Genomic DNA, 25,371 nt, shown 5'->3' on the forward strand with positions numbered 1-25,371 from the left:
CGCGGCGACGTGTATCACTTCGCATGCTCGTCATCACGCCGCACCTTGTTGCGCATACTTCGACTCACCACCGTCACACAGCTAGCCACGGTGGCTGCACACAGGAGAGTTGCGATGCCCAGTCAGATTCGCCGAAGCGGAAGTACGTCAAGCGATCACGCGTTATCAGCGCCGTCCGTATCGCCTGACAAACCGGCAGCCAATCCGGCCAGCCCGTCCAAAGCCAGGCTTCCCAACGCCACATTGAGTGCGTTGTCATCGTTCTCGAAGGCGGTGAAGGAAAAGACAAGCCGTCCAGTTGTCCCGCCGACGGGCCCGATGGTAACGACGCCAACAAAATGGAACGGCGTGGTGATCAAAACGCGTCCCGGCGATTCAAAGGCATTTCCCGGGCAGGTTCACGCGGCGCTGGACGAGATCGCAAGCCAACCGGCGGGCAAACAGTTGCTGCAGGAGATCGGGGACCACCAGGGCAACGACCAGTTTGGGTACAAAGTTGCCATCATGCCCCAGGCCTCGGAGAAGCGGCAGACGTTGTTCGGGCGGCCGCGGACCTATGCGGACGGTAACGTCACCAAATCGGCCAGCGATGAAAAAGCTTCGACACCGGGCGAAGGCGCTGCGTCGTCCGTCAAATGGAACCCGCAGCAAACCGTTACGCCGGACGGCAAGCGGCCACCATTCATCGGGCTCGCTCATGAAATGATCCACGCGCACAACAATCTGAAAGGCGAATCCAGTCTGATTTCGAAACCCTCCGGTTCGACGGCCAATACGGGCGCGCAAGGACCGGGCAAGATTGCCCAGCAAAAGACCTCTCTCCCCGCAGATCCTAAAATCGACGACGAGAATAAAGTGGTCGGTTTAGGACAATATGCCGATAGCGCCGCCTACCCGTTGACTGAAAACACCATTCGCCAGGAGCACGGCCTGGCACCGCGGCAAACGTATTCCGGACTCGACGAATAGCCGATGCGTCGGCCTTCGGGCCGAACTGCACGCTGCGTAGCTTCGCTTCAATCTGTTGCCACAGGCGGCCAGCATCGCGCTGGCGCCGCAACGTGACGCAACACAAAAAAGCGCAACGCCCCACCGCGCCAACCAGACGGGACGTCCATCCCGGACCAGGTAGATTCCCCTGGCTTGCCTCTTCAGGGTACAACGTGCTAATTTTGTTACCGATAACATCCCGCACCACATAAAATTGCACCCCGATTTGTTATCGGTAACATAGAGAGCCCGATTGTTCGATAACGGTGAACAGATTGAGGCTCGTCTGCGGGCAGACCCTGATTTCATGCAGGCGACTCCCACCGCTATACCGCTCGAGACATACAAAAAGGAGACATTCCAATGCCAACAATCGCTCAGACTGCGGCTTCGCCTGCGGCGGTCAATGAGACCGAAGAACTGCTATACCGCAAGGTTCTGAAGCGGATTCTGCCGCTGCTTCTGCTGTGCTACGTCGTGGCTTATCTCGATCGCGTGAACGTCGGTTTCGCCAAATTGCAGATGCTCGATTCGCTGGGGCTGAGCGACTCCGTCTACGCTATCGGCGCGAGTATCTTCTTCTGGGGCTACTTTCTCTTCGAGATGCCCAGCAATCTCCTCCTTCACCGGTACGGCGCACGGTTCTGGATCGCACGCATCATGGTGTCGTGGGGCATCGTCTCCTCCTCACTCGCTTTCATCTCGCCGCTCGCCAGCTTCTTTCATGTCGAAACGTCTACGATGTTCTACATTCTGCGTTTCCTGCTGGGCGTCTGTGAAGCGGGCTTCTTCCCCGGCATCATCCTCTACATGAACTACTGGTTCCCCGCACGGCGCCAGAGCATCGCCATGTCCGGGTTCCTGATCGCCATTCCCGTGAGCCTGACGTTGGGTGGCGTCATCTCCGGCTGGCTCATGGAAAACACACATGGCGCGCTTGGCATGGACGGCTGGCAATGGATGCTGCTGGTCGAAGGCATTCCGTCGATCCTCGTCGCGTTCCTCGTGTTCTTTCGCATGGGCGACGGTATCCAGTCGGCGACATGGCTGACGGCATCCGAAAAGACACTGCTGCAGAGGAATCTCGAGCAGGAAAGCACGAAGAAGACCCACCGCATCGGAGCGGCGCTCAAGAGCCCGCGCGTGTGGCTGCTGACTTTCATCCTGCTCACCTTCAACACGGGCTTTTATGGTCTCGCGTTTTGGCTGCCATCCATCATCAAGGCATCCGGCGTCAAGAGCACGCTGAATATCGGCCTGCTGACGGCCATTCCGTACCTGAGCGCGGTTGTCGCGATGATCTGGAATGCGCGCCACTCACGCAAGACAGGCGAGCGCCGCCTGCATGCAGCGATTCCCGCGTGCATCGGCGGCGTCGGCCTCATCCTCAGCGCCACCTTCGCGAACAATGTGCCGCTGTCCATCCTCTTCCTGACGATTTCCACCTGCGCAATCCTCGGCTTGATGCCGATTTTCTGGACCTTTCCTGGCCAGATTCTGTCGGGAACGGCGGCCGCCGCAGGCATTGCCCTCATCAACTCCGTCGGCAACCTGTCCGGCTTCACAGGTTCGATGATCACGAGTGTGGCAAAGGATCTGACGGGCAACATCAACAATGGTACTTACGCACTCGGGGCATGCCTGCTCATCAGTTGCGCGCTCATCCTGTCCATCCCGAGGAGCATGTTGAACAACGACCAGGCCTGACAGGAAAAAACCCGGCATGTGCCTGATGCCGTAGCGATCGCGCCCGGAGCATTGCTTTCCGGGCGCGTTTGTTTGCATCGACACTTACCTCCGCTTGCGTGAACGTGTCGTCATGACGACTGGCGTCACTTCTCATTGAGCCCTTGCACGCGTCCCACCACGGCACGCCTGACATATCACTTACACCGCGCAGCTCGCATCGGCGCGCAAAGCTCAGCGGCGCGACAATATGCTGGTTAGAATATCTGGCAATCAGGCGCCGGCGCGTCGCGGCTTCATCTCTGCCTTTGCAGCAATGCCGGCACGACACAAGGAGACAAGCGATGTGGTTTGTCGGAAAAAGCGAGCTTCTCGCGCTGATCGAACGCAACTGCCTCGAAGAGGTGATGCCCGCCTTCAGCGATCACCGCAGCCTGCGCAAGAACGCACTGATCTATCGCCCTGAGGAGCGAAGCGAATACGTGTACCTGCTGAAAGTCGGTCACGTGCGGCTCTATCGGCTCACCGAGGAAGGCCAGGAAATCACGCTGTCGTTTATCAAGGCCGGCATGATCTTCGGCGACGGCGACGTGCTGAACGAAGCGAGCTACTCACACTATGCGGAGACACTCGCCGCATGCCGCATCTGCTTCATCCGCAAGGCAGACTTCAAGGACCTGCTCAAGCGCTACCACGTGATCAACCAGTTCGTGTTGCGCAGCCATCACCAGCGCTGGCAGGAAGCGCAAAAGCTGATCGAGAATCTGTCGCTGCACGACGTGCGCAAGCGCCTCGTCAATATTCTCGCGATGTTCGCCAACCAGATCGGCGCACCGTTCGTGCATGACGGCGCGAGCGGCGCGGTGCTGATCGATCTGTCGATCGCGCAGGACAAGTTGGCGGAATTCATCGGCACGTCGCGCGAATCGGTGAACCGCCACTTCAGCGATCTGAAAGCCGAAGGCCTCGTCGATACACACGAACGCAAGGTCGTGCTGACACCCGCGTTCGTCGCGCAATTTCTGCCGGGCATGACAGCGGCGCTCGCCGCGGCGGGCGCCGCGCAGCCAGTCGCCAGCAGCGTGCAGGCGACCCATCATGCGTACAAGGCGCCGCTGGTGCGTGCCTAGTGCCGTGCCTGCCCCGTACTTAATGCGCGTCTGACAGCGCAGCCTTGACCGTCGCCACGCCGCTTTGCGGGCTGGACAGCACGGGCACGCGCGTCTGGCCGAGCGACGGCACGAGCCGCGCCATCGACACCTGCGCGAGCACCACCACGTCCACTTCGTCGGCAAGTGCGACGATGGTGTGCCTGAGCACTTCGTCGTGACGCTCCGCGTCGCCAGCCAGCAGCGCGGCGAACGCTTCTTCGGCCACGCGCTCGACCACGCTGATCTCGCGGCCCGCTTCGACGGCTTTCTTGCGGATCAGCCGTACCGTTGGCTCAAGTGTGGTTTTCACGGTGGCCACCACACCGATCCGCGTGCCGAGCCGGCTCGCTTCCTGCGCCATGGTTTCGTCGATCTTGATGATCGGCGTACGGATCATGCCGCGCAACGTATCGACCGCTTCGCCGACCGACGAACACGCGTTCAGGATGAAGTCCGCGCCCATCGCCTGCGCGTTCGACATATACGAGTACAGCCGGCCCGTGACTTCGGGCGTCAGGTGTCCGGCGCTGCGTACGTCGTTCAGCAGGCTGTCGTCGACGATATTGATCATCCGCACATCCGGCAGTTGCGCGGCGAATTGATCCTTCAACGGCTGAACCGTCACGGGACCGGTGTGCACTACGACTATCGTGGCCATCTCGATTGAAGCTCCGTGTTGAATAAACAGACTTGCGGCGGGACGTTATGCGGTTGCCGCCGCCATCACCCGCTCCTGGGTTGCGTCTGCGCACTCGAAGGTACCGTTCAGCCGCCCTTCGCGCACCACCAGAATGCGATCGCTGATCGCCAGCACTTCCTGCAGGTCCGACGAGATCGCGATGATCGCAATGCCCTGCGCGGCAAGCCGCCCGAGCAGCGCATGCACTTCCGCTTTCGCGCCGATATCGATGCCTCGGGTCGGCTCATCGACGATCAGCACGCGCGGATTGCGCGCAACCCACTTCGCGAGCACGACCTTCTGCTGATTGCCGCCGCTCAGGTTGATCACTTTCTGTTCGATGGTCGGCGTTTTAACGCCAAGCGTGCGCACGTATTCGCGGCAGTGTTCGTCTTCGGCCGCGCGCCGCACGAACTGAAACGGCGAGTATGTTTCGAGGTGCGTCAGGCTGAAATTCTCGCGCACGCTCATACCGGCTATCAGGCCCTGCCCTTTGCGGTCTTCGGTGACGAAGCCGATGCCATTGGCAATCGCATCGTGCGGACTGTCAATCGTCACGCGTTTGCCGGCAATCAGCACGTCACCGCTCTTCGGCCGCATGCCGAAGATCATCTCCATGATTTCCGTGCGCCCCGAGCCGACCAGCCCCGCAATGCCGAGAATCTCGCCACGATGCACAGTGAAGCTGATGTCGCGAATGCGGCCAGGCACGCGATTGCGTGCGCGAAGCTCCAGATTGCGCACTTCGAGCACGACCTCGCGTGTCGCATGCGACGCGGACACCGCATACAGTTCGTTCAGATCGCGATCGACCATCTTGCGCACCAGCCACTCGCGGGTAATCTCTGCCATCGGCGCACTGCCGACGGTTGCGCCGTCGCGCAGCACCGTCACGCGGTCAGCCAGTTCGAACAGTTCTTCGAGCCGATGTGAAATATAGACAATGCCGATGTTCTGCATCCGCAGTCGCTTGATCAGGTCGAGCAGAATGCGCGTTTCGTGATGGCTCAACGACGCAGTCGGCTCGTCCATGATGATGATCTTCGAATCGCACGAGATCGCCTTGGCGATTTCGACCATCTGTTTCTGCCCGACGCTCAGGTGGCTCACCTGTTCGCGCGGATCGACATGCATGCCGATCGTTTCGAGCAGGGTGCGCGCCGCGTCGTTCATCCGCGCGCGGTCGATCATGCCGAAACGCGTCAGCGGTTCGCGTGCGAGAAAGATGTTCTCGGCGATGCTGAGGTTTTCGACGACCGACAGTTCCTGATAAATGATGCCGATACCCAACGCACGCGCGTGATTGCCGTCGCGCAATGTCACCGGCTCGCCTTCGATGCGGATTTCGCCGCCGGCGTCAGGTTCGAGCACGCCGGTGAGAATCTTCATCAACGTGCTCTTGCCCGCGCCGTTTTCACCCGCCAGCGCCAGCACTTCGCCGCGTGCGATCTCGAGCGTGACGCGGTTCAACGCGCGCACGCCGGGAAACGTCTTCGAGATGTCGCGCACTTCGAGAAACGGGGTCATCGGCGGTCTCTGTCGGGTTGCGTGGCGCGTCGTGCTTACCGCGTGGTCGGACCGCGCGGCTACGCGGCGCAGTTCCTTCGCGCGGTTACTTGGTATAGCTGCCGAGATTGTTCTTTGTCACCACGGTCACGCCGGTGTCGATATCGTTCGCCTGCTTCTCGCTGCCCTGGATCTGCGAAACCAGATGCTCGACAGCCAGCTTGCCCATCGTCACGGGGCGCTGCACCATGATTGCCTGGATCGAGCCATCGCGGACACCCTTCACGGTGTCAGGCAGATCGTCGAACGCAATTACTTCGAGCTTCCCCTTCATCGCGCCGAACTCTTTGGTGTTCAACACCTTTGCGACCGCCGGCCCGCCGACCTGGCTGACACCGAAGATGCCCTTCAATTGAGGATGCGCACGCAACGTGGTCTCGACCACTGAAACGCCGCGCGCCAGATCGTCGTCAGTGCCCTGCGTTTCGACGACCTTGATACCCGGATATCTGGCGAGGCCCTTCTTGATGCCGGCGATGCGCTCGTTCAGATTCACCGCGCCCAGTTGCCCGGTGACGATCGCGACATCGCCCTGACCGTTCAATGCCTTGCCCATCGTCTCGGCCATCGTCTCGCCAGCCGATTCGTTGCTGGTGCCGATGTACATCGAGCGGCCACTATTAGGCGAATCCGAATCGTAGGTCAGCACCTTGATGCCGCTCTTTTCCGCGCGCTTCATCACGCTTTCGACTGACTTCGGCTCGTTCACCGAAATTGCAATGCCGTCGACGTGCTTCGAAATCAGGTCTTCGATGATCTGCACCTGCGTCGAACCCTGGGTGTTCTGCGGCACCACCCATTGGTAATTGACCGACAACTTGTCCGCGGCAGTTTTCGCGCCGTTATTGCAATCGTCGAAGAACGGCACGGCGACTTTCGGAATCACTGCGACCGAAATATCCTTCGCGTCTTTCGCGTGAGCGTTACCGGCCGGGAGCGCGCAGAGCGCCGCCACGGCCGACACCGCGAGCAATGCGTTCAGGCTGCGCGTACGGGCCGCGCGAGTCAGGGTTCGTTGCATGATGTCGTCTCCAGAATGCGTCGATTTTTAGAAATTTGGAAAGTCACAAGACGGCCTGGCGGCGCATGCGCCAGGCCTCGCTCGCAGCCTTAGCGCCCCTTAAAGCGCAGCCGCCAGATATCGATGCTGACCGCAATCAGGATCACGCAGCCCGTGATGGTTTGCTGCGCATAGGTATCGATATTGAGCAGCACCACACCATTGGTGATGATGCCCGCCAGCGCCGCGCCGATAATCGCCCCTTCGACGCTGCCGACACCACCCGACAGACTCGCGCCGCCGATCGCGGCGGCCGCGATCACGTCGAGTTCCGCGCCGAAGCCCGCGGCCGGTTCGGCCGACACGAAGCGCGAAAACGCGAGCACGCCTGCCAGCGCCGCAATCGCGCCGGACAGCGCATAGACGGTGAACTTCACGCGCGCTGTGCGTACGCCGCTCAGCAGCGCAGCGGTTTCGTTACCGCCCGTCGCATACACATGACGGCCAAAACGCGTGCGCCGCATCACGATCGAAAAGCACACGGCAAGCAGCGCCATCACCACGACAGGGAATGGGATAAAGCCGAGATAACCCTGGCCGAGGAACGTAAACCCGTCGGGCACATCCGGTGTGACGGGCACGCCTTTGGTGATGATGTACATCAGGCCGCGACCGATAGATAGCGTGCCGAGCGTCGCGATGAACGGCGGTAACTGGACGCGTGTGACGAGAAAGCCATTGAACGCGCCGACTACCACGCCAGTTGCGAGTCCCGCTGCAACGGCAACCATTGCGCCGAGACCGTGCTGAAACGACAGCGCCGTCACCAGCGACGACAGTCCCATCACCGAACCGACCGACAGATCGATGCCGCCCGTAATGATCACCAGCATCATCCCCACTGCCATGATCGCCGTGAGCGAAAACGAGCGGAATACGCCCATCAGATTGTTGGTGGTCAGGAAGTATGGCGAGAACAGACTGATCAGCACGCCGACCAGAATCAACACTGCGAAGATGTTGAATTCGCGCACCCTGACGCAAGCGCGCAGCAGCGCGAGCGGCATCGGCAAAGCGGGCACGTCGGTTTTCGAAGAAAGGGCTCTCAACGGATGGTCTCCTCGGTGTCGCGCATGAACATCGCCGCGGGCCCACTACCATGTGAGCGCTCGACATCGTGGACGATCATAGGTTGAGAGCGCGCCGCAAAACTGTGACGGGCGTCATACAAACCTATTGGGGTTGTCCCGGGATCAGCGATTGCTGCAGTGCGATTGACGTGTGACTGCAATGCGCGTGCAATCTGTCTGCAAGACAGGAACCGGCGAAAGAACCGCCGAAACATGCTGCGAAGGCCCGCAAATCGCGCATCGAACCCGCACGGCGATGCCGACTATGACGCCCGTCACAGAAATGTGCCGCACAAGTTCATTAAGCTCTTGGCAAGGTCCGCCGGCCAGGTACGCGACACGCATCCGGCCCCTCTACATTCTTCAAGGAGCAAACCGTATGACGAAGCGAGTGATTGTGACCGGCGGCAGCGGACTCGCCGGTAAATGGGTAGTCGAAAATCTGGTCGAGCACGGCTACGAAGTGCTGAACCTCGACCGCGTGCCGATGCCCAGGCGCACCGCGCGCACGCTGATCACGGATATCACCGATGCAGGCCAGGTGTTCAACGCGCTCGCGTCGAGCACCGCGCCAACCGAATTCGTACCCGACCTCGAGCCGAAGCCGATCGACGCAATCGTCCATTTTGCGGCGATTCCGCGCATCATGGTCACTACCGACAACGAGGTGTTCCGCATCAACGTGATGGGCACCTACAACATTCTGGACGCTGCGTCGAAGCTTGGAATCCGCAAGGTGATCGTTGCATCGAGCGAAACCACCTATGGCGTAGTGTTTGCGCACCGGCACCGCAATCCGCAGTACTTCCCGCTCGACGAGCAGTATCCCGTCGACCCGATGGACAGTTACGCGACGTCGAAGGTGATCAACGAAGTGACCGCGAAAGCGTTTCATGCGCGCACCGGCGCCGACCTGTACTGCTTCCGGATCGGCAACGTGCTGGATCCGGAAGACTACGCGAAGTTCACGCAGTGGAACAAGGACCCGTCGCTGCGCAAGCGCATCGCATGGAGTTATATCGACGGCCGCGATCTCGCTGAAGCGGCGCGTCTTGGTATCGAGAAAGACGGCCTCGGTTTCGAGGTGATGAATATCGCCGCCGACGACGTATCGTCCGATCTGCCGACCGCGGAACTGCTGAAGCGGTTCTACCCGGAAGTGCCGGTGAAGAAGCAGCTCGGTGAGTTCGAGACGTTGCTGAGCAACGAGAAGCTCAAGCGCCTGCTCGGCTGGAAGCAGAAGTACTACTGGCGCGATCAGGTGAAGTAAGGGCAGCGTCACCTGTCGTAGTTGCTTCACCTGCTTTATATCCAGATCGTTTCTGCAGCGTGCGCCGCGAAATATCGCGGCGCACGCCCACGCTGCTGAGCAGCGAACCGGTTACGAACCTCTATCGGAGAGGTCCGCAACGTTTTGCTTCGCCATTCCCCGCGCTTCGTAGCGCCCTTCCCGTTTCCGTGCCAGTTATTGCTGCACGTTTCAACACGTCAGCGCGTCACGCAGTCCCTTCGCGAGCTACCATGTACGCATGTCGCTGCGCCTGAGGATCCGTCGCGCTGTAGAAGCCGTTCTCGCGCAAGACCACGCTACGCAGCCGCCGTCATACAGCCTCGCCAGACTCGCGCTGGTCGCGCGGAAACGGGCATATAAACTGCTTACAATGACGATCGATATCCACTCGCAAGTGCGCGAGCCATTCAGAGGAAACGAACATGCGCCTCGATGATGAAGCAGAAAGTCAGAACGTCGAAGACCGCAGAGGCGGCGGGATGCGGGTAGGCGGCGGCATTGGTCTTGGGACCATCATCATCGCGCTGGCCGCTTCTTACTTTTTCGGCATCAACCCGATGACGATCATCAACGGCGCGCAAGTGCTCCAAGGTAACGCGCCGCAGCATCAGGCGCCGACAAGCGCACGCCCCGTCGAGGATCAGGGCAGTCAGTTCGTTCGGCGTGTGCTCGGCAACACTGAACGTACGTGGCAATATATCTTCCGGACGCGTTTCGATCAGGACTATCCAGCACCCAAGCTCGTACTTTTCAGTGATGCAACGCGTACCGCGTGCGGTACCGGTCAGTCCGCCATGGGCCCTTTCTATTGCCCGCCCGATCGCACTGTCTATATCGACCTGTCGTTCTACCGCGAATTGCGCGACCGTTTCGGTGCGGGCGGTGACTTCGCGCAAGCGTACGTGATCGCGCATGAGGTCGGCCATCATGTTCAGAACGTGCTGGGGATCTCCGATAAGTATGAAGCCGCGCGTGCGCGTATGTCTGCGGCACGTGGCAACGCCTTGTCAGTGCGCCTGGAATTGCAGGCAGATTGCTTCGCCGGCGTGTGGGCAGCCGTCGCGCAGAAACAGAATGCGAGGCTGATAGAACCGGGAGACTTTGAACAGGGTCTCAACGCAGCCGCCGCGATCGGCGATGACCGGCTACAGCGGCAATCGCAGGGACGCGTCGTGCCCGACGCATTCACGCATGGCACGAGTGAGCAGCGTCAGCGATGGCTACGGCGTGGCATGACGACGGGGGATATCCGTCAATGCGACACGTTCTCCGCGCAGTCGTTGTAATCCCGGTGCTTCATCGATTCGCGCTGCCGACGCATCTGCAGCCCGTGACGCGGCGACTTCGCCCGGACCCATCGCTCCGGGCGCCTCACCAGCTTCAAGCGCTCAACGACGCCGACAGCTTCGCAAAGGTATTCTCGTCCGTACGATCGAAGTAAAGCGGCGTCACCGACACGCGCCCCGATGCGACCACGGCCGTTTCGCTATCCGGCGCGTTCTCGCGCGGGCCACGCTGAAAGCGCAGCCAGTGATACTCGAGGCCGCGCGGATCGACCTGCGGCAGCACGTCGATCCCTTCGACGAGACCCACGCCCTGCTTCGTCGGCGTCAGCGGTCCTGCCGCCGAGGCATCGACATCGGGGAAATTGACGTTCAGGCAAACGGGCGCGTCGTGCTCGATGGCCAGCAACTGGCGGATCACGCCCGGCGCGAGCGCGCGTGCCGTATCCCAGCGCACGTTCTCGCGGTCCCGGAAGGTCTGACTCAAGGCAATCGACGGCAGACCGAGCAGCAGCCCTGTCATCGCCGCGCCGACGGTGCCGGAGAACATCGTCTCGACGCCGAGATTGCCGCCGCGATTGATGCCGGACAGGACGAGCGTCGGCCGCCTGTCGCGCATCAGATGACGCACGGCCATCACGACGCAGTCGCCGGGCGTGCCCACTACGCCGAAGCGGCGCTCGCCCTGGCGGCTCACGCGCAGCGGCGAATGCAGGCTGATCGAATGCGACGTGCCGCTCTGATCGTGCTCGGGTGCGACGACCCATACTTCGTCGGCCAACTCGTTGGCAACGGCTTCGAGCACGGCGAGGCCGGGGGCGTCGATGCCGTCGTCGTTGGTGAGAAGAACGCGGGGGACCTTGCTGAAGGATGCGGACATGACGTGAGATACCGGTAACGGACAGATGCCGTTACGCTACCACAAGCCGAACCGGCTTCACCGGTCCGGCTTGCGCTTCACGTCAGAAGCGATGAATCACACCAAGGCCAAACGCAAACTGACTGGCCGACGACGAAGGCGTCGAGTTGAAGCCATCGCCGATACTCGCGGTCGCGTCGATGATCTGCCCCGCGCCATTCGTGCCGAGCGTCTTGCCGTTCGCGTGCTGATACGCTTCGAGTGCATAGAGGCCCGTACGCTTGGACAGCGAATAGTACTGGGACAGGTTGAACTGCTGATACGACGCGGCATCCGTAATGCCATTCGAGCGGGTAGCACGCGTATAGCTGTAGCCCGCGGCAAAGTCCCACGTCACAGCCGGCTTCCAGTGCAGCACGGCACCACCCGTATTGAAGATCGCCGTACCGGTGAACTTCGAATTGATGCCGGGAATGTACTGAACATTCGAGTAAGTCGCCGTGACGTCCCACGCGCTGTTGAACGTATAGCCGCCACCCACGGCAAAACGCTGCTGCGCGCGCGCCGTCTGATAGCCGTTCGTCAACGCGGATACGCCGATCTGCGAGCCGCCGTTCGTCGTGGTGGAATCCGCGCCCCACGCGCCGCCGCCCGAGGTCGAATTGTTGATCCGCGAGAAGCCGACCGCGAGACCGATCGGGCCTAGCGCGTACTGGATCGCCGTCGCCCATGTCGAGCCCTGGTTCACGCTGCCCGCTACGCCGCCGAGCGAATACGAGCCGCTCACCGTCACGCCGTACAGCTTCGGCGACGTGTACTCGAGCGTATTGTTCGCGCGATAGATCGTGTCGAGCCCGTCGATATCGCCAGGATGCGCGCCGTAGAAGCCCGTGATCCAGGTCGTCGGGCTATACGGCGACAACAGCTGATAGTACGAAGCGTACTGGCGGCCTGCCGTGAACGTACCGTAGGTCGGATTCGTCACGCCGACATACGCGAGACGGCCGAACATCGCATTGGTGTACTGCTGCGCGCCCGTCCCCGAATTGAAACCCGACTCCAGTTGAAAGATCGCTTTCGTACCGCCGCCGAGATCTTCCGCGCCTTTCAGGCCGAAGCGACTGCCCGCCCACACGCCCGGCGTCATCTTGACGACGGAGTGCCCGCCGCTCGTCGATCCAAGCGATGTCGAACTGCTCTGATACGCCAGTCCGTTATCGACAATGCCGTACAACGTCACGCTGCTCTGCGCAAACGCCGGCGCCCCGCCGACGATCGCCGCCCCGATGACAACCGCCTTGACGCTACTGGTACTCCTCTTCATTCTTGTGACCTCCATCTTCCTGGTTTTTGCTGCTGTTTGAGTTCTTTAAAACCGTTGTGTCGTTATGTTCTGTACTCGCTCAGCTTCCGCTTCACCGTCAAAGCCAATGGCACGGTAAAGAAGAAATGAGACATAAAGCCGCCAATCACGACATTGGGGTTCGTGTAATCGGGGTGGTTGTCCGAGACGACGATGATCGCGACGTGCATGACGATCCACGCCAGCACAGCGTAAAAGAGCGCGACGAAAGTCGCTTCGTATCCGCGGCGTTGAAAGTACGGCCAGATCGCGGCGAACAGCACGCCCCACCCGAGCGCAAAAACGAAGTGAATGCCCGTGCCGACGACATACGCCCACACGCCGATCGATTCCTGCACCGCCTTGCCGAACACCAGCCCTGTCGCGTTGCGCGGAATGCCCGCGAGCGGCATCAGATGCTGGATGCCGACCCATACGACGGCTTCGTAGATCCAGATGATCACCGCGCCGAGCAGCCCGGCCGCCAGTCCCGCACGAAGCATCGCGGATACGCTCGGCCAGCCTGACGCATTCAGCGCTGCATTGCCGCCGAGTTCTTTTCCGCTAATGCTGAAGTTGCCAGCCATCTCGTGTCTCCTCATGCCGGTTTAAACATCGGGTATTTCGAAAGCCGATGGCGCATGGCCATCGGCGAACTTCACGTATTGACTTCAGACATCGGCCACTGGACTCGTGATGAAGCGCAACGCAACGCGGTTCATCACGATCGCAATGGCAGCGATCACGGCAGGCACGGCGAGCACCGAGAACACCGTCGCAAAGCTGAAGCCCAGCGAGAGCAATGCGCCACCTACCAGCGAACCCAGAATCCCGCCCAGCCGGCCAAATCCCAGCATCCAGCTGACGCCCGTGGCACGCGCACGGGTCGGGTAGCAGCTCGGCGCGAGCGCGTTGAGGCCCGTTTGCGCGCCGCTCATGAAGAAGCCGGCACACGCGACGAGAATGGGCAGCGTGCCCGACTGGAGCGTGCCCATGCCGAGCGCGAAAATGAACGCGCCGCCGAGCAGATACGAGCAGCCGATGACGGCATTGCGGTCCATCCGGTCCATCGCGAAGCCGACTGCCACCGCGCCGACCGTGCCGCCCAGCTGGAACATGCCGGTGATTGCCGCTGCGCGTTCGACGGGCAGGCCCGCGTCCTTGATGAGCGTCGGCAGCCAGCCCGTCAGCAGATAGATGATCAGCAGGCCCATGAAGTACGTGACCCACAGCATCAGCGTGCTCATCGCGTAGCCGTCCGCGAACAGCATGCGCACGGGCGCTTTTGCGGCAACGACGGGTTCCGGCGCGGTGAAGCGAACGTCGTCAGCGAAGCGGTGCCCGCAGACACGTCCCAAGGTGCGCGCAATGCGCTCCGTGACGGCCTTGCGCACGAGCAGCAGTCGCGCGGACTCGGGCAACAGCCACAGCAGCAACGGCACGCTGACGACGGGCAGAATGCCGCCGAACATGAACACCGCGCGCCAGCCGAAATGCGGAATCAGCCACGCGGCAACGAAGCCGCCTGCGCCCGAGCCGAAGTTGAAACCGGTGAACATGATCGTCAGCAGCAGCGAACGGCTGCGCGACGGCACGTACTCGGACAGCAGCGTCGTCGAGTTCGGCATCGCGGCGCCGAGACCGAGGCCCGTCAGAAAGCGCAGGATCACGAGCGCGGTGGGTGTCTCCGCGAACGCGCAGAGCAGGCTGAAAAGCCCGAAGCAGAACACGGAGCCAATCAATATTTTCTTTCGCCCGACACGATCGGCCATCGGTCCGGCTACCAGCGCGCCCACCGCGAGGCCGACCATCGCGGCGCTCATCACGGGCCCGAAGGCGGCGCGGCTCACGTTCCAGTCATGCATGATGACGGGCGCGACGAAGCCCATGACGGCCGTGTCGAGCCCGTCCATGGTGACGATCCAGAAGCACAGCACGAGCACGAGCCACTGGTACGCCGACATCTTGCGTTCGTCGATAAACGCCTTGATGTCGACTGATTCTGTTGGTTTCATAGATGTCTCCGAAAAAAAGGTGCCCCGCCCCGGGCTTCTGTCGAACCCGGGGTCTTGTTGTATCGAAGGAGAAAAGCGACTACGGAAGATTCAGCGGCGGCGCTCGCTACACCGCTTCAGGTACTCGACGCATCGTCAGGACCGCTTCCCGTATTTCGCCCCGCATACGGGTGTGCATGCCGAGATTCGTGATCGTCACAGTCGGCATGTTCGACGTTCCGATACCACCCATAATCCTTGCCATTTCGATGTCTTCCGTCACTTCACGCTGCGCGGCGCTCGCGCGCCAGTCGGATAGCTCGCGGTCTTCCTGCTTCCTGAACTTGCGGCTATCTTGGGATACAAAGATATAGAAATGGCATCCACTCCCGGTAGTGCGGGTAAACCACATGAAAGGCCGGTCAGATTCGGTAAGACAAGGCGGAACGGGATGCGCGAGCCGGTGGTAGGCGGCCCGATTGCCCGACAGATCAGGCTCTGTGGTATCCCGAGACGTGGGTGAGCCGGTTCGCTTCGCTATCGGCAGTCGTACATGCCGATAAACAGAACAGATGGCAAGCGAATCAAGTCGCAATGCGTTGAAACGGCGTTGTTGCGCGATCATGAGCGCCGTTATACTGACCAGCCGATGAGTAGAAACACATGAACGAGACAACCCAGCAAGCGATTGTTCACACGTTGCGCGAAAAGATCCTCGCAGGGGAACTGGCGCCCGGCCAGCGTCTCGTCGAGGCGCAACTCGCGCAATGGCTCGGCGTATCCCGCACGCCGCTGCGTTACGCGTTGAGCGTATTGGCAAGTGAAGCACTGCTCGAACGTTCGGGTGCGCGCGGTTTCGTGGTGCGGCGCTTCAGCGTGCGCGACGTGCTGAATGCAATCGACGTGCGCGGCGTGCTCGAAGGTCTCGCTGCGCGGATGGTCGCGGAAAATGGCGTGTCGGCGGCACTCGCCGCATCGCTGAATACATGTTTGCGCGAGGGCGACGAGATTTTCAACGCGGGCGCGTTGAAGCATGGCGACGACTTGCGCTATGCAGCGATGAACGGCCGTTTTCACGCGCTGATTATCGAAGCCTCGCAGAACGCCGCAATCAGCGCTGCATTGAGCCTGAACGACAAGATCCCCTTCGTCGCGCCATCGACCATTGCATTCGACGAATCCGCTCGGGACCGCCAGTTCTCGATGCTCACGTATGCGCACCGGCAACATCATGCGATCGTCAATGCGCTGGTCAATGGCGAAGGCGCGCGCGTCGACGCGCTCATGAAGGAACACACGCATATATCGAAGGAAAGCCTCAATCTGTCGTTGCCGACGCTGCATCTGATCGCGGGCGCGGCATGATGGCGATTGCGGCTTTTAGTACTTTCTTCTGGCCTATTCCGTGAGCAGCAAAGATCTTCTCAACATCGCACAGTTGCGCGCGTTCAAACTCGTCGCGGATACGGGCAGTGCCACGCGCGCGGCTTCCGCGCTGTTTCGTGCGCAGTCGGCCGTCACGCGTTCGGTGCAGGAACTCGAAGCCGCGCTGGGCGAACCGCTGTTCGACCGCAAGCCTTCCGGCATGCTGCCGACGCCCGTCGGCCGCGCAGTGCTGAATCGCTGCGAACGGCTCTTCGCGGAGCTGGAAGAACTCGCGCAATGGTGCGCCGCGCGTCAGGCGCGCCGCCGTCCTGCGGCGGAAGGTTCGTTGCCCGCCTACCTGCTCAATACGCGGCGGCTGCAACTGTTCTCGGCGCTCGCGCGTCATCGGCATATGCCGAGCGCGGCAAAGGCTTTCGGCATCAGCCAGCCGGCCGTGAGCACGGCGATTCGCGTGCTCGAGAGCGGCTCGGGTCTGCAACTGTTCCATCGTAATCCGCGCGGCATCCTGTTGACCACGGAGGGCGAAACGTTCCTGCTGCACGTGCGCCGCGCGCTGAACGAACTGCGCCACGTACCCGACGATATCGCCGCGTTGCACGGCTACATTCAGGGCGCAGTGACAGTGGGCGCGCTGCCGCTCGGCCGCACGCTGATCCTGCCGAAAGCGATCGCAAGCATGAGCGCGAAGCATCCGGGCGTGCGCATCATCACCGACGAGAGCGCATACGAAACATTGGTCGCGGGACTGCGCGCCGGCGATATCGATTTCATTCTCGGCGCGTTGCGCGAGAACGATGCATCGAGTGGCCTGATGAACGAGCGCCTGATGTCGGACGATATGGTCGTGCTCGCGCGGCGCGCGCATCCGCTGGCGAACGCGCGCGGCCTGACGCTCGCCGATCTGCAGAACGTGCAATGGATCGTGCCGCGCAGCCACGCGCCGGCACGCGGGCTGTTCGAAGCGCAATTCAAGCGGATCAAACTGAAGCCGCCCATGCCGTCCGTCGAAACGGCGGACCTCGCGGTGATTCGCGGACTGCTGCTCGGCACGGACATGCTCGCGGCACTGTCCGCACAGCAACTGCACTACGAATGTCAGTCGGGTGAACTGGTCGTGCTCGATGTAAAGCTGCACAACACGCGGCGCGAAATCGGCCTCACGATGCGCGGCGCGGGGACGCCGTCCCCGGCCGCGCGGGCGTTGATCGACGCGATACGTCTTGCCGTCGTCGACGTCGCGCGCACGATCAGCATGGTGGAAGCGTAAGCCGCGCGGAGACCCGCGCGGCTACTGGCTGGTCGAAGTCAACGTCGCACGCGTGAGAAGCGGCACCAGCTATGGTGATCGAGATTCTTCAGCAATTCCGCGCGCGACCGCTCGCGACGGTAGTGCTGCACCACCGACAGCAACGCAATCAACAGCACGGATCCCCCGAGAGCAGTCACAATCCATGTTTCGTTCATTGCCATCCCCTGTAACAGCTACGCCTGCAATGTCGCGCCATGTTTTCAGAGCGGGCACTGTCCCGCCTTCGGACAATTGCCTGAGTTCATGCACTGCTCGAAAACCAGTTCGCGGTATCGACCCGCGTCGCGATCCGCAGGCGTACGCGGCCCAAAAGTCCGGTTCACGACGACGATCTGGTTCGTGCACCGGCATTGATAAAGCTGTTGTTTTGTCTCCACCACTTCTTCCTTGTCAGGCCCTTTCCGCTATCTCTGGACTTGCGTGGGCCCTTGTTTATTGTCGATACGAAATCAGTTCATATGCTGGCCGCCGTTCACGGCCAGGTTCGCGCCCGTAATGAAACCCGCATCGTCCGAGCAAAGGAACGTGACCAGCGCAGCCACTTCTTCCGGCTTGCCCAGCCGGCCCGCGGGAATCTGCGGCAGGATCTTCGTGTCGAGGATCTCCTGCGGAATCGCCGTGACCATTTTCGTCGCGAGATAACCCGGCGAAATCGTGTTGACGGTCACGCCCTTGCGCGCCACTTCGAGCGCAAGCGCCTTCGTGAAGCCGTGCATGCCCGCCTTCGCCGCCGAGTAGTTGGTTTGCCCAACCGATCCCTTCGATCCATTCACCGACGAGATATTGATCACGCGTCCCCAGCCGCGCTCCATCATCATTTCGCAGACCGGCTTCGTCATGTTGAAGACGGAGTCGAGATTCGTGCGCATGACGGCGTCCCAGTTCACCTTGTCGAGCTTGCGCAGCGTCATGTCGCGCGTGATGCCCGCATTGTTCACGAGGATGTCGACGGGACCGATCTCCGCCGTGATCTTCGCCACGCAGGCGTAACACGAGTCGTAGTCGGCGACATCGACGGTATACGCGTAGAACGCGCGGCCTGAGGCTTCCATCGCGGCCAGCCATTCGTCCGAGCACGTGTTGCCGGGCGAGCACGTCACGACCACGCGATAGCCGGCGTCGTGCAAACGGACACTGATAGCCTCGCCCAGACCACCCATACCGCCCGTTACCACAGCAATTCGATTAGTCATCCTTTACACCTGTCAGTCGTTCATTGCGAAACTTCCCGATCGTCAACCGGCTGGTTCGCAGATACAGCCGTTGACTGGTCTCCCCGACTGATCCTTTATGTCGCCGCTCACTGCAGCGCGCGCGTTTCGCGATTCCCTGCGACGTCGCGTGTCGGTAGATGGTTCGGCGTATGCCTGTGCTTAAGGTGATTAATCGACAACCGCTTTGTGAGGACGCGTAGCGGCCTGCGGACTCGCAGCGCGCGCGATCGCCTCTTCGGTTTGCTGCTGCGCGAGCGCTTCGGGCGTCGGCGCAGTGGAAAGCGCCGTCGCGACAGCCGACTTCATGGCCGATGCCGCTGCTTGCGTGCGGCTCTGGATGGCATCGACGGCGCAGCGCAACTGGATGTCGTTCTTTTTCGCTTGTGTTTGTCCGACTTCCTGAAGCGCTGCATTCAGCTGCGAAACGATACGCCCCAATTCCTGGCCGTAATCCGCACATAGCGACATGCCGGTATTGAGCGCATTCCACTGGATTGCGGCCCATTCATCCGGCCTCTGAGCACTGCTGATCATGCTCATGGTTTTCAGCGCCTCGCCATTCAACTGGCTAATCAAATGCAGATTAAGCGCAACGACGGATTGCCCTTCGCGAACGAAGGGATTGGCCCATGCGTGGAGAGCGGAGATGCCTGGCTCCCACGCCGAAATGACACCTACGGAATTCCGTGTGTTCATTGACGCGACTCCGTTAGTCTTACTAATTAGATCCATGCCGCATGCACAGCGGGGCCGCGCTGTGTCATGCAAAAAGCATGTGTGTTCGCATAACGATTGTTGTGCGAAGCACAATTTGAAGCGTCATTCTAAACACATCATTTGACAATTAATAAATGGTCTTTTGTAGGTAGTTACCCTAGGTTTTAGCGCTCATTTCCCAAATGTTGATACAAATCATGGCTGATTACGTTTCAGCGACGCGCTAAAGATGCATCCAGTACATGTCGGGAATCGCGCGATCCTCATTTGATAGAAACGGATTGTCCAGACGAATGATTTTCCGGTTCGCCAGATTCGTGCGCTTCAATCCATTCTGGATATACGGATGTGTGTTGAACAACTTCAGATATGAGCCATCGCGCCAGGCCGTCGCGAAGCCTCGCGCGATGGTCGCCGCGAGCCGCGCCTGATTTGGCGACACGTAGAACACAAAATCCGAGCGATACGCGAGCAGCAAGCGGTTCTCGACAGCGAGGCTCGGCTCGGTGTCCTTGCGCGACTCGATCTCCGGGTACGCTTCGATCACGCCGCGCGGAAAATAGTCGACGCGCCGGCCTTCGACCATCTTGAAGATCGTTTCGTAACTCGAGGTCGTCTGCACGGTGAGACCTGCGTTGCGCATGATCTCGGTGTCGATCCAGCCCAGCCCTTGAACACCCGTCATCGAACGCAGATCGTCGAGCGTTTCGATGCGGTCGAAATCGGGCTGCCTGTCCTGCCTGATCAGAAACACCCGATACCCGATCAAGCCGCGATGAATCGGAATATGCACGACGTTCAGGCCGCGCTCGGCCTGCGCTTCCATGCTCGTCCAGTGCAGATTGATGGTCGTGCCGGCCGCAAGTTCAGCGAGCGCGCGGCCGCGCTCCATCACGAGTTCGACTTGCCGCGTCGTATAGGACGCGTTGGCCGCTTTCATCGCGAGATCGAGCGTGGCGAGCGCGAAAGCGGCATGCACGTCCCTGCCCGGCCGGATCTGTGGATAGACGATTTCGAAGTGCTCGCCCGGTGCGGCGCGTGCGGCGAGCGAGGCGCCCGCAGCACTCGCTGCGGCGAAGAGGAAGCGCCTGCGATGCATAAGTACGAGAGACGAATACGGGAACGTGCAGATCTTGCGCTATCAGGCTTGCCCAGATCGTGTCACGGAGCGTGCCGGCATCGACATTCGGACAAACCCGTTGACATATTGCAAACGCAATACTTGCTCGAAGCCTTCAACCACTTCGAGCATGTGAAACCTGTTTTTCGCGCCTATTCGACGATTAACCCATGGCGGATCGCGTAGCGGATCACCTCGGCATTGTTCGCAAGGCCGAGTTTCTGCATCAGCCGCATCTTGTGTGTACTGATCGTTTTTGCACTGAGCGCACAGGTGTCGGCAATGTCGTTGATGCTCTTGCCCGCCGCCAGCATCTGCAGCACCTGAAACTCGCGGTCGGACAGGACCTCGTGAGGCGGCATGTCGCCGCGATGCGTTTCGAAGACCATCGCATCGACGAGCTTCGGATCGATGAAGCGTCCGCCGTCCGCGAGCTTGCGGATCGCTGCGAGCAGCACATCGGGATCGCTGTCTTTCGTCAGATAACCTGTCGCGCCGGCGCGCAGCGCGCGCGACGCGACCTGCGCCTCGTCGTGGATGCTCAGCACCAGCACGGGCAACGCAGGCTGCTCGGCCCGCACGCGGCGGATCAGATCGACGCCGCTGATGCCTGGCATCGTCATGTCGAGCAACAGCAGGTCGACCGCGCAACTGCGCAGCTTGTCGACGACTTCGGCGCCGTGCGCCGCTTCCGCCGCGACGACCATGTCACTCGTCGTCGCGATGATCTGCCTGAGTCCGCCGCGAACGATCGCGTGATCGTCTGCAATGAGTATCCTGATCATGGTTTGAGCCCGCCATCGAGCGGAATGTGAATCGAAACTGTCGTGCCGGTGCCTTGCGCGCTGTCGATCGACAGCGTTGCGCCGATCAGCCGCGCGCGCTCGTTCATGCCGAGCAGGCCATACGAGTAATCGCGGTGCGCCGCCTGCAGATCGAAGCCGCAGCCGTTGTCGCGCACATGCAGTTCGAGATGGGTTGCCGTTGAAATCAGCGACACGTCGACACGCGTCGCGTTCGCATGACGCGCCACGTTGGTCAGCGACGCCTGCACGATGCGGAACACCGCCGTGGCGTGCGCGTCCGACAGCGCGGGCTCGCCCCCCTCGATACGCAGCTCGCAGGGAATCGCGTTGCGCCGGTTGAATTCGTCGACGAGCCATTCGAGCGCCGATACGATCCCGAAGTTGAGCGCGGCGGGCCGCAGGTGACTCGCGACATTGCGCACCATCCAGATCGTGCCTTCGACCAGCTCGCGCATGTCATCGGCCTTTTTCAATGCTTCCGGGTCGTACGCGAGGCGCATCTTCAGCAGCGAGACGTCCATCTTCAGCGCGGTCAGCAACTGGCCCAGTTCGTCGTGAATCTCCATCGCGATGCGCTTTCTCTCCTCTTCGCGGATCGCCTCCATGTACGCGGAAAGCTCGCGTTGCTCCTCGCGCGACTCGACCAGTTCCTGTTCCATCTGCTTGCGCCCGGTAATGTCGTTCAGGCCGACATAGATGGCGGGCGAATCGTCGTAGGTCGCGACCCGCGCGGTCGCCATCGCCCAGAATTGCGTGCCGTCGGGACGGCGGAAGCAGACCTCGGTATCGCGCAGACTGCCCTCCGTGCGCAGATGCCCGATCAGCCGCTCGCGTTCATCCGGGTCTGCGTAGAAGTCCGCGATGTTGGCGATGTTCAACGCCATGCCCTCGCCCATGCCGAACAGCGCGCGCAGCGGCTCGTTCGTGTACAGGATGCGTCCGTCCGGCATCGACGTGATGCACAACGGCACGGGGCTCGTTTCGACGATCGCGCGAAAGCGCGCCTCGCTCGCCTGCAAACGGGCGTCCGCGCGGCGGCGTTCGTCGATCTGCGCCTGCAGGTTCGCGTTCGCGCGCGCCAGTTGTTCGGTGCGCAACGCAACGCGCCGTTCGAGATCGTCGCGCACCTGTTCGAGCGCCGCTTCCGTTTCCTTGCGCACTGCCACTTCGGCCAGCAGTTGCCGGTTCTGCGCAACGAGTTGCTTGTGCATCGCGCGCAGTTCGAGATGCACGCCGACGCGCGCAAGCATCTCGTCGACGCGCAGCGGCTTGGTCACGTAATCGACGCCGCCCGACGAAAACCCTTCGACGCGGTCTTCGTTGCCCGTCAGCGATGTCATGAAGATCACGGCGATATCGCGCGTGCGCTCGTCGCGCTTGAGCCGTCGACAGGTTTCGAAGCCGTCGATGCCGGGCATCTTCACGTCGAGCAGAATCAGATCGGGCTGCGCGAAGGCCGCGCGTTCGAGCGCCTCCATACCGTCGAGCGCAACCAGCACGCGGATGCCGCGCGCCTCGAGACTGTCGACGACCACGCCGACATTGGCGGGCGTATCGTCGACGATCAGGATCGTGCCCGACGGCACGGCGGACGCAGCGACGTGGCTCATGATGCCGTGTTCCCTTCGAGATAGCGCTCCACCAGTTGCAGGATCGCCTTCGACTGCCAGGCACGCGCCAGTTGATGCAGCCGTGCCGCAAACACCGCGTGCGACGGGTCGCCCGCCGCCATCCGCTCCGCCCATTGCACGATGCCGCTCATGTTGCCGTCGCGCGCGAGCTGATGCAGTTCGTTCATCGCGGCGGCGGGGATGCTGGCGGGCAGGGTCGCCGGCATGGGCGATCTGGCGGCGTGCTGCTGGACCGCCTCGCGAAGCCACTCGATGCCGAGCAGCGCCGCGATCCGCGCGAGCAGCACGTCGAAATCGACTGGCTTGTTGACGAACGCGTTCGCGCCCGCTTCGAGGCTCCTTGCGCCGTCGACGCCGAACGGCGACGCCGAGATCGCGATGATCGGCGTGTGCGCGAAGGCTGGTATTGCGCGTAAGCGCCGCGTCACAGTCAGACCGTCGATGCCGGGCATCACGATGTCCGTGAGGATCAGATCGGGATATTCCGTTTGCGCGAGCGCGATGCCGTCGGCGCCGCTCGCGGACTCCACAGTGTCGAAGCCGATCCGCGTCAGCATCTCGACGATGACCGCGCGGTTGATCTGCACGTCGTCGATCACGAGCACTTTGCGGCGCGGACCTTCGTAGCCCGTGATGAGCGTGGCGGCACCCATGACACCGCCAATACGAGCGGCAGCCGGCTCGACGAGCGCGGCCGGCAACTCGAACCAGAAGACACTGCCGCGTTCCGGCGTGCTTTCGACCTTCACTTCGCCGCCCATTGCACGCACGAATTGACGGCTGATCGCGAGGCCGAGCCCCGTGCCGCCCGCGCGGCGTTCCGCGCCGCCTGCCTGTTCGAACGGCAGGAAGATTGTCTCGTGATACTCGGCCGCAATGCCGATGCCCGTGTCGTGGACCTCGAAGCGGACCGCACCGTTTTCTGCGCGCCCGATGAACAGGCGCACGCAGCCCGCATCGGTGAACTTCACGGCGTTCGACAACAGGTTGAGCAGTACCTGCCGCAAACGGTGCTCGTCGGCGCGCACGCCTCCCGGTGCGTCGTCGGCGACCGTGCAGTCGAACGCGAGCTTGCGCTGCCCGGCCTTCACGCCGATGATCTCGCGGATCGAATCGACCAGGCCCGCCAGCGGCACGTCGCAAATCTCGATGCGCAGCTTGCCCGCTTCGACCTTCGCGAAATCGAGTGTCTCGTCGATCAGCGCCAGCAGCTGCTCGCCGCTCTGCTGGATCACAGCGACGCCGTCGCGCTGACGCAAACTGAGCGTACTGTCGCGCCGGAGAATCTGCGCATAGCCGAGAATGCCGTTGAGCGGCGTGCGCAATTCGTGGCTCAGGTTCGCGAGGAACTCGCCTTTCGCGCGATTGGCCGCTTCCGCCAGGTGCCGCGCTTCGCGCTCGACGGCCGCTTCGCGTTCGTCGAGATACGCGCGATGCAGCCGCATCCCCATTGCGTTGAATGCCGACACCACGCGGTCGAGTTCGTCCGGCTCGCGCGGCGGCTTGCGTTGCAATACGAACGGATGCTGCGGCTCGTGAAAGTCGTAGTCGCTGACGCTGCGCGCAATCGCCGCGAGATGCCGCGTGAGGAGCCGCCACAGAATGTAAAACGTGAACAGCGCGACGAGAAACGTATTCGCGCCCTGGCTCACGAGTATCACGAGCGCCGTGCGCGTCAGGTCGTGATAGAGGTTGGCGAGCGTCGCCTCCACGTACAGCGTGCCGATCTGCTCGACCTTGTCCTGCACGCGGTACATGATTGGAAATTCGCGGGCGATCGTCATACCCGGCATGCGTTGCCCCACGCTCACGATCATCGCGGAGCTGACGGAAGGCAGCTCGCGCACTTCCGCCGCGCGGATATCGGCGAGCCGCAGCATGCCTTCGAGTTCGAGCTGGAGTTGCGGCTGGTCCAGACGCCAGAGCGCTTCGCCAAGACTGTCGCGATAGCTGCGGTCGATATCGACGAGGCGGTTCTGGATCTGCTCGACGCCGCGCTGATAGTCGCGGTATAGCTGCACGGCCGTGAGGATCAGCGTGATCGCGCAGCTGAACGCGAGCACCGTCCCGAGCAGCCGCAGCACTACGCTGCGCCGCACGTAACGGAGCCCGCTCCATCCTGCGTCGAACCTGTCGAGAGCCATATCACCCCGCGAGTGCCGCCGTTCTGGTTGTCTTATTCTGCACTCGATGCCAAAGCGCGGTCCATGGGCCGGG

General features: G+C 61.7%; 23 protein-coding genes. 7 read left to right on the forward strand and 16 right to left on the reverse strand.

Annotated features, from left to right (window positions below):
- The first annotated feature begins 114 nt into the window (after positions 1-114).
- The 3 genes from PPGU16_RS36325 (at position 115) to PPGU16_RS36335 (ending at position 3,806) form a co-directional block, all read left to right on the forward strand.
- Positions 115-969, forward strand: coding sequence for a M91 family zinc metallopeptidase (locus PPGU16_RS36325; protein WP_180725655.1), 855 nt, complete (start codon positions 115-117; stop codon positions 967-969).
- 384 nt (positions 970-1,353) lie between these two features.
- Positions 1,354-2,697: an MFS transporter gene (locus PPGU16_RS36330; protein WP_180725656.1), complete on the forward strand. Its 1,344-nt coding sequence runs from the start codon at positions 1,354-1,356 to the stop codon at positions 2,695-2,697.
- Between the two features lie 323 nt (positions 2,698-3,020).
- Entirely contained in the window at positions 3,021-3,806 is a 786-nt protein-coding gene (locus tag PPGU16_RS36335) for a Crp/Fnr family transcriptional regulator (RefSeq protein ID WP_180725657.1), read from the forward strand.
- Positions 3,807-3,825: 19 nt separating this feature from the next.
- Here PPGU16_RS36335 and PPGU16_RS36340 read toward each other — a convergent pair whose 3' ends face one another.
- From PPGU16_RS36340 to PPGU16_RS36355, 4 genes are all read right to left on the reverse strand, one after another.
- Entirely contained in the window at positions 3,826-4,485 is a 660-nt protein-coding gene (locus tag PPGU16_RS36340) for an aspartate/glutamate racemase family protein (protein WP_180725658.1), read from the reverse strand.
- Positions 4,486-4,530: 45 nt separating this feature from the next.
- Positions 4,531-6,033 (reverse strand): sugar ABC transporter ATP-binding protein, encoded by a 1,503-nt coding sequence (locus tag PPGU16_RS36345; RefSeq protein ID WP_180725659.1) that lies wholly within the window; start codon positions 6,031-6,033, stop codon positions 4,531-4,533.
- An 85-nt stretch (positions 6,034-6,118) separates the two neighbouring features.
- Entirely contained in the window at positions 6,119-7,093 is a 975-nt protein-coding gene (locus tag PPGU16_RS36350; RefSeq protein WP_180725660.1) for a sugar-binding protein, read from the reverse strand.
- Between the two features lie 89 nt (positions 7,094-7,182).
- A complete protein-coding gene (locus PPGU16_RS36355; RefSeq protein WP_180727195.1) occupies positions 7,183-8,139 on the reverse strand; it encodes an ABC transporter permease in 957 nt (318 codons plus the stop codon).
- Positions 8,140-8,581: 442 nt separating this feature from the next.
- Between PPGU16_RS36355 and PPGU16_RS36360 the strand changes: the two genes are divergently transcribed.
- Together PPGU16_RS36360 and ypfJ are read left to right on the forward strand one after the other, a co-directional pair.
- Entirely contained in the window at positions 8,582-9,472 is an 891-nt protein-coding gene (locus PPGU16_RS36360) for an NAD-dependent epimerase/dehydratase family protein (RefSeq protein WP_180725661.1), read from the forward strand.
- A 443-nt stretch (positions 9,473-9,915) separates the two neighbouring features.
- Positions 9,916-10,779: a KPN_02809 family neutral zinc metallopeptidase gene (gene ypfJ / locus PPGU16_RS36365; RefSeq protein ID WP_180725662.1), complete on the forward strand. Its 864-nt coding sequence runs from the start codon at positions 9,916-9,918 to the stop codon at positions 10,777-10,779.
- A 94-nt stretch (positions 10,780-10,873) separates the two neighbouring features.
- Here the strand turns inward: ypfJ and surE are convergent, their stop codons facing one another.
- From surE to PPGU16_RS36390, 5 genes are all read right to left on the reverse strand, one after another.
- Positions 10,874-11,656 carry a 5'/3'-nucleotidase SurE gene (gene surE / locus PPGU16_RS36370; protein ID WP_180725663.1) on the reverse strand — a complete coding sequence of 261 codons (783 nt, stop codon included), beginning with the start codon at positions 11,654-11,656 and terminating at the stop codon, positions 10,874-10,876.
- 82 nt (positions 11,657-11,738) lie between these two features.
- A complete protein-coding gene (locus tag PPGU16_RS36375) occupies positions 11,739-12,959 on the reverse strand; it encodes a porin (protein WP_180725664.1) in 1,221 nt (406 codons plus the stop codon).
- Between the two features lie 62 nt (positions 12,960-13,021).
- The gene (locus PPGU16_RS36380) at positions 13,022-13,564 is read right to left on the reverse strand and encodes a hypothetical protein (RefSeq protein WP_180725665.1); all 543 of its coding nucleotides are present in this window, start codon (positions 13,562-13,564) and stop codon (positions 13,022-13,024) included.
- A gap of 84 nt (positions 13,565-13,648) precedes the next feature.
- Positions 13,649-14,992, reverse strand: a complete 1,344-nt coding sequence (locus PPGU16_RS36385; protein ID WP_180725666.1) for an MFS transporter — start codon at positions 14,990-14,992, stop codon at positions 13,649-13,651.
- A gap of 106 nt (positions 14,993-15,098) precedes the next feature.
- Complete coding sequence (locus PPGU16_RS36390) at positions 15,099-15,596, reverse strand: hypothetical protein (RefSeq protein ID WP_180725667.1); 498 nt, start codon at positions 15,594-15,596, stop codon at positions 15,099-15,101.
- 38 nt (positions 15,597-15,634) lie between these two features.
- Between PPGU16_RS36390 and PPGU16_RS36395 the strand changes: the two genes are divergently transcribed.
- The gene (locus PPGU16_RS36395; RefSeq protein WP_180725668.1) at positions 15,635-16,336 is read left to right on the forward strand and encodes a GntR family transcriptional regulator; all 702 of its coding nucleotides are present in this window, start codon (positions 15,635-15,637) and stop codon (positions 16,334-16,336) included.
- A gap of 40 nt (positions 16,337-16,376) precedes the next feature.
- Complete coding sequence (locus PPGU16_RS36400; RefSeq protein ID WP_180725669.1) at positions 16,377-17,624, forward strand: LysR family transcriptional regulator; 1,248 nt, start codon at positions 16,377-16,379, stop codon at positions 17,622-17,624.
- A gap of 38 nt (positions 17,625-17,662) precedes the next feature.
- Here PPGU16_RS36400 and PPGU16_RS36405 read toward each other — a convergent pair whose 3' ends face one another.
- The 7 genes from PPGU16_RS36405 to PPGU16_RS36435 all read right to left on the reverse strand — a co-directional run bounded on the left by PPGU16_RS36405 (position 17,663) and on the right by PPGU16_RS36435 (position 25,298).
- A complete protein-coding gene (locus tag PPGU16_RS36405) occupies positions 17,663-17,821 on the reverse strand; it encodes a hypothetical protein (RefSeq protein WP_167352384.1) in 159 nt (52 codons plus the stop codon).
- Positions 17,822-18,115: 294 nt separating this feature from the next.
- The gene (phbB, locus tag PPGU16_RS36410) at positions 18,116-18,859 is read right to left on the reverse strand and encodes an acetoacetyl-CoA reductase (protein WP_180725670.1); all 744 of its coding nucleotides are present in this window, start codon (positions 18,857-18,859) and stop codon (positions 18,116-18,118) included.
- A 189-nt stretch (positions 18,860-19,048) separates the two neighbouring features.
- Positions 19,049-19,576: a phasin family protein gene (locus tag PPGU16_RS36415; protein WP_180725671.1), complete on the reverse strand. Its 528-nt coding sequence runs from the start codon at positions 19,574-19,576 to the stop codon at positions 19,049-19,051.
- Between the two features lie 244 nt (positions 19,577-19,820).
- Complete coding sequence (locus tag PPGU16_RS36420; RefSeq protein ID WP_180725672.1) at positions 19,821-20,696, reverse strand: type 2 periplasmic-binding domain-containing protein; 876 nt, start codon at positions 20,694-20,696, stop codon at positions 19,821-19,823.
- Between the two features lie 173 nt (positions 20,697-20,869).
- Positions 20,870-21,502: a response regulator gene (locus PPGU16_RS36425; protein WP_180725673.1), complete on the reverse strand. Its 633-nt coding sequence runs from the start codon at positions 21,500-21,502 to the stop codon at positions 20,870-20,872.
- Entirely contained in the window at positions 21,499-23,133 is a 1,635-nt protein-coding gene (locus PPGU16_RS36430; protein ID WP_180725674.1) for a response regulator, read from the reverse strand. The genes PPGU16_RS36425 and PPGU16_RS36430 overlap by 4 nt, the downstream gene beginning before the upstream one ends.
- Positions 23,130-25,298 (reverse strand): hybrid sensor histidine kinase/response regulator, encoded by a 2,169-nt coding sequence (locus tag PPGU16_RS36435; RefSeq protein ID WP_180725675.1) that lies wholly within the window; start codon positions 25,296-25,298, stop codon positions 23,130-23,132. The genes PPGU16_RS36430 and PPGU16_RS36435 overlap by 4 nt, the downstream gene beginning before the upstream one ends.
- Between the last annotated feature and the right edge of the window lie 73 nt (positions 25,299-25,371).

Origin of the sequence: Paraburkholderia largidicola, assembly GCF_013426895.1 — a bacterium.
GTDB classification, from domain to species: Bacteria; Pseudomonadota; Gammaproteobacteria; order Burkholderiales; family Burkholderiaceae; genus Paraburkholderia; species Paraburkholderia largidicola.

What these genes read in the sequence shown, in the direction of transcription:
- PPGU16_RS36325 (WP_180725655.1), top strand. Translation starts at nt 115, where the DNA reads ATGCCCAGTCAGATTCGCCGAAGCGGAAGTACGTCAAGCGATCACGCG.
- PPGU16_RS36330 (WP_180725656.1), top strand. Translation starts at nt 1,354, where the DNA reads ATGCCAACAATCGCTCAGACTGCGGCTTCGCCTGCGGCGGTCAATGAG.
- PPGU16_RS36335 (WP_180725657.1), top strand. Translation starts at nt 3,021, where the DNA reads ATGTGGTTTGTCGGAAAAAGCGAGCTTCTCGCGCTGATCGAACGCAAC.
- PPGU16_RS36340 (WP_180725658.1), bottom strand. Translation starts at nt 4,485, where the DNA reads ATGGCCACGATAGTCGTAGTGCACACCGGTCCCGTGACGGTTCAGCCG.
- PPGU16_RS36345 (WP_180725659.1), bottom strand. Translation starts at nt 6,033, where the DNA reads ATGACCCCGTTTCTCGAAGTGCGCGACATCTCGAAGACGTTTCCCGGC.
- PPGU16_RS36350 (WP_180725660.1), bottom strand. Translation starts at nt 7,093, where the DNA reads ATGCAACGAACCCTGACTCGCGCGGCCCGTACGCGCAGCCTGAACGCA.
- PPGU16_RS36355 (WP_180727195.1), bottom strand. Translation starts at nt 8,139, where the DNA reads ATGCCGCTCGCGCTGCTGCGCGCTTGCGTCAGGGTGCGCGAATTCAAC.
- PPGU16_RS36360 (WP_180725661.1), top strand. Translation starts at nt 8,582, where the DNA reads ATGACGAAGCGAGTGATTGTGACCGGCGGCAGCGGACTCGCCGGTAAA.
- ypfJ (WP_180725662.1), top strand. Translation starts at nt 9,916, where the DNA reads ATGCGCCTCGATGATGAAGCAGAAAGTCAGAACGTCGAAGACCGCAGA.
- surE (WP_180725663.1), bottom strand. Translation starts at nt 11,656, where the DNA reads ATGTCCGCATCCTTCAGCAAGGTCCCCCGCGTTCTTCTCACCAACGAC.
- PPGU16_RS36375 (WP_180725664.1), bottom strand. Translation starts at nt 12,959, where the DNA reads ATGAAGAGGAGTACCAGTAGCGTCAAGGCGGTTGTCATCGGGGCGGCG.
- PPGU16_RS36380 (WP_180725665.1), bottom strand. Translation starts at nt 13,564, where the DNA reads ATGGCTGGCAACTTCAGCATTAGCGGAAAAGAACTCGGCGGCAATGCA.
- PPGU16_RS36385 (WP_180725666.1), bottom strand. Translation starts at nt 14,992, where the DNA reads ATGAAACCAACAGAATCAGTCGACATCAAGGCGTTTATCGACGAACGC.
- PPGU16_RS36390 (WP_180725667.1), bottom strand. Translation starts at nt 15,596, where the DNA reads ATGATCGCGCAACAACGCCGTTTCAACGCATTGCGACTTGATTCGCTT.
- PPGU16_RS36395 (WP_180725668.1), top strand. Translation starts at nt 15,635, where the DNA reads ATGAACGAGACAACCCAGCAAGCGATTGTTCACACGTTGCGCGAAAAG.
- PPGU16_RS36405 (WP_167352384.1), bottom strand. Translation starts at nt 17,821, where the DNA reads ATGAACGAAACATGGATTGTGACTGCTCTCGGGGGATCCGTGCTGTTG.
- phbB (WP_180725670.1), bottom strand. Translation starts at nt 18,859, where the DNA reads ATGACTAATCGAATTGCTGTGGTAACGGGCGGTATGGGTGGTCTGGGC.
- PPGU16_RS36415 (WP_180725671.1), bottom strand. Translation starts at nt 19,576, where the DNA reads ATGAACACACGGAATTCCGTAGGTGTCATTTCGGCGTGGGAGCCAGGC.
- PPGU16_RS36420 (WP_180725672.1), bottom strand. Translation starts at nt 20,696, where the DNA reads ATGCATCGCAGGCGCTTCCTCTTCGCCGCAGCGAGTGCTGCGGGCGCC.
- PPGU16_RS36425 (WP_180725673.1), bottom strand. Translation starts at nt 21,502, where the DNA reads ATGATCAGGATACTCATTGCAGACGATCACGCGATCGTTCGCGGCGGA.
- PPGU16_RS36430 (WP_180725674.1), bottom strand. Translation starts at nt 23,133, where the DNA reads ATGAGCCACGTCGCTGCGTCCGCCGTGCCGTCGGGCACGATCCTGATC.
- PPGU16_RS36435 (WP_180725675.1), bottom strand. Translation starts at nt 25,298, where the DNA reads ATGGCTCTCGACAGGTTCGACGCAGGATGGAGCGGGCTCCGTTACGTG.